The sequence below is a fragment of the Moorena sp. SIO3I6 genome (assembly GCF_010672095.1).
This window is the reverse complement of the sequence record NZ_JAAHHU010000441.1, coordinates 1-3,520: the sequence shown is the minus strand read 5'-3', so window position 1 is coordinate 3,520 and position 3,520 is coordinate 1. Positions and strand designations below refer to the sequence as shown.

Below are 3,520 nucleotides of genomic sequence, written 5' to 3'. Positions count from 1 at the left end.
CAAGAGAACCAGTGATAACTCTGGGTACTACTGTAAAACTTGTGGTTGAAGTCGTTAGTACAAACTGGCAGCATGATTTTGCTCGTAAGTATGAAGATTATGAAGCTTTGGGGATTCCAGAATACTGGATTGTCGATTATCTCGGTATTGGCGGAAAATACTTTATTGGTAGCCCCAAACAACCGACGGTAACGGTCTGCTGTATGGTAAATGATCAATATCAAAAAGTAATGTTTCGTAGAGGGGATTGTCTCAAATCTTCGCTTTTTCCTAATCTTAAGTTATTGACAGACAAATTATTTATAGGGCTGCGCTGATGCAAGGGGGAAGGATCACCTGTCAAAGAGAAAGCTGCCCAGAAATAGGGATGAGGATACTGTTTTCGTACCTCGATCTGGGCTTGTTGTAGTGCCTCTGCTTTGTTCATTCCAGTTTGTAAATACTTGTAAAAAGACTCCATTAACAACCCTGTTGCTTCATCGTTAACGCTCCATAAACTTGCCATAACTGTAGGAGTTCCAGCATACAAAAGCGCTCGGTTGAGTCCAATAATTTCATCTCCTCGACTCAATTGACCTATTTTACTATTACAAGCGCTCAAAACTACTAGATTAGTCGCTTGGGTCAAATCTAACTCTTCATAAATTTCTCGAACTTGTAGTTGACCATCATCTTCTGAATCTTCTGTTAAATAAATGGTACTAAACAGAGGGTTATTGCGATTGTATTCTCCGTGAGCAGCTATATGGAGAACTTCTGCTTGTTCTGCTCTAGATTTAATTATGCTCTCAGTAGCTTTTTCTCGTACTAAAGCTTCAGTATTAAAAAGGTTAGCAATTTTCTTAACTTCTCCCCTAGCATGAACCAAAGGAGGCAAGTCAGTAACTGGATCTCCAAGAGCTAAAAGACTGCTAGTTGCTAATTTACGCTTGTTTGGCAAAAAACTTAAAATACTAGCATTAGGAAGAGTGAATAGAGCATAGTCATCACTGAGATAGCGTTCCCCATCTGTAAGAGCAGCAAAAGGTAGATAGTGCAGAATACTGTGGGGAACAAAGCCAATTTTAGAGGTGTTGAGATAAGGCTTAAGAGGTTCAATAAGCCATTGGTGTAAATTCTTTAGTTCCTCCGGATGCAGGTCATCCTGGTAAGGGTTAGGAAAGTAACGAAACAAAGTAAGTTCATTAATTAGTTTTGCTTGAGTGACATTTAAGGTAACTGTGTTAAAGCTGTTTTTGGTAATTATGAAGGCTAAGACTCGATCGCTTTGAACAAAATATTCAACTAACGTTGTCTCAGAATCAAGCAAGGCTTGGATTTCACTTAATGAAGCAACGTCTACGCTAATTAAGTTAGCAACTTCAGGATTAGTGCTTTTTATTTCAATGAGTAAGTTTTCGTATTCTTTTTGACGCTCAACTAGCTGTTTTTCTAGATCTGCAATAGTTTTTAAATCCCACTGGATCTTGATAGGCTTACGAAGCTCATTTAGTTGTTTGCTGAGAAATGACATTTCAGTTCTGAGGTTTTGTTCTCTTTGTAAGCTTTTGGAGTTCGCTCCTTCACGGAAGTTGAATCTTCCATTAGCCAGTTGGTCAATAAATGATCTTGCTTTTAGCCTTTCGACATACTTATAAGCTTCTTCAAAACTACCTTTATCACCTTGCTTCCATAATAAGTTGATAATACTAGTATAGGGGTCTGTTACACCATTGCCATTTAATTGTTGACTAGCGAAAGATGCTTTTAATTCATCAATTTTAATATCGGCTCGAATAGATTCTATTACCTCGATAGCGTCTTTATAGGAAGCTATCGCCTTAGCTGTATCACCTAACTCTTCATAAAAAATGCCTCTAAATAAAAGTGCCGAAATCTCTTCAGAGTATTTTTTAGCTTCCTTTAAAAGAGGTAAAGCTTGGTTGAGATACTTGATTGCTTCTTGGGGTTGTTTCGATGCATTATAACTCCACATTGCCAACCCGAATAGAAACACAGCTTTTAGAAAGGTATCTTCTACCTCTTCTAAAATGGGTTTTGCCTGATTGAGATAGTCAAGTGTCTGTTGCGGTTCATTCAAGAGATTTGCAGAAACCGATGCAGCTAAAAAGAGTGACGCGGCTTCTCTAGAGGGATTTTCCTTTGCCTGAGATAAAGAAATTGTCATATTTAAGTATTCAAAGAATTCTTGCAGCTTACCCACGTCCTTGTATGATTGAGCAATTAGTAGAAGAGCTTGTAATTCATATTCATCATTTGGAGGAACCGTTGCGGCTGAAAGTAATACCTGCTGCAAGTAGTTGAGGGATTGTTCATGCTTGCCCAGTTGATAATATATCTGACCAATCTGTATAAGCAGTTCAATCTTTTTATTCGACAAACTATTTGAAGTTATTGAGTTTAACCATAAAAAGCTCTCTCCTAAATCTTCTAAATCGAAACCTACGGTACGCCATTGCTTAAAAGCTTGTTGGTAGTATTCGATGGCTTGCTGCTTCTCACCTATTTGATTGTAAGCTTTAGCTAGTAAGGTAAGTGTTGCTGCTTCTCTTCCTTTCGTATTTGAATTTTGGAATACTTGGAATAAGGCGTTAAGATTTTCAATGGCTTTTTGAGGCTTCGCAAAAGAAAGATCACCACCAGCACTAAAAAGAAGTTGATCTAACAAAACTAGGTCACGTTGTTGTAAAACACGATCTTCTTCCCAGCTTTGGATAATCTGCAACGCTTGTTGTGATGGTAAAGGTTTTGCAGGTTTTTGCACAAATTGCGATTCAGTTTCAGCAGACTCTCCTCTAAATAAGGCATCACTTCTTTGATCTAAGAATAGTTGAACTAGATTCTCAAAAGGATTTCTTGGTTCCTGATTTCTAGATGCTAATTTTTCTTCTAAATTTTTCAAATCAGCCAACAACACTGACAAAATTTGTTCATAATGATTGCGTGCCTGCTGGTATGCTCCTAAATCATCATATATACTGGCAATTAGCATAAGGACTGTAGCCTCTTCATGCATATCACCTTCAACTCGAAAGATTGAACGAGCTTGGTAATAGTAGTTAATAGCCTCTTGAAATTCGCCTATAAATCTGTATATATCAGCAATCCGGGTTAATACATATTTTTCTGATATAGGTTTTATACTGTCAGTATACAACCAAGCCCTTATTTCGGAAATTAAGCTTGTATTCGAGAGTGTTGACCAGTCGATTTCCCTGGAGCGACCACCGCTTTCTCGAATTAAATGAAGTACTTTTTTATACTTTACAAGAGCCTGTGTTTTGGAGTCTATTGTATTCTGAATATAAAGTTGTTCTGCTTCGTGGAACGTTTGTTCAGCATTACTGTGTTCAACTAAGTGCAATATGGGAATAATTTTATTAGTATCTTGACCTAATTTAAAACCAAAGCTTGCATAACTAAAAAGATTAAGACCCATGATTTTATCATAAATATCATCTGTGCTCAGATTAAATCTATCTCCTGAATTTAGTTTTAACTTATTAGCAATTAAAGCATT

2 protein-coding genes are annotated in these 3,520 nt (G+C 37.1%); one reads left to right on the top strand and one right to left on the bottom strand.

Annotated features, from left to right (window positions below; all coding sequences use genetic code 11):
- Positions 1-11 precede the first annotated feature (11 nt).
- Entirely contained in the window at positions 12-317 is a 306-nt protein-coding gene (locus F6K49_RS37570) for a Uma2 family endonuclease (protein WP_366514274.1), read from the top strand.
- Here the strand turns inward: F6K49_RS37570 and F6K49_RS37565 are convergent.
- Positions 221-3,520 (bottom strand): CHAT domain-containing protein (locus F6K49_RS37565; protein WP_293105213.1); only part of this gene is annotated, 3,300 nt, incomplete at its 5' end. The two genes, F6K49_RS37570 and F6K49_RS37565, sit on opposite strands and share 97 nt — an antisense overlap.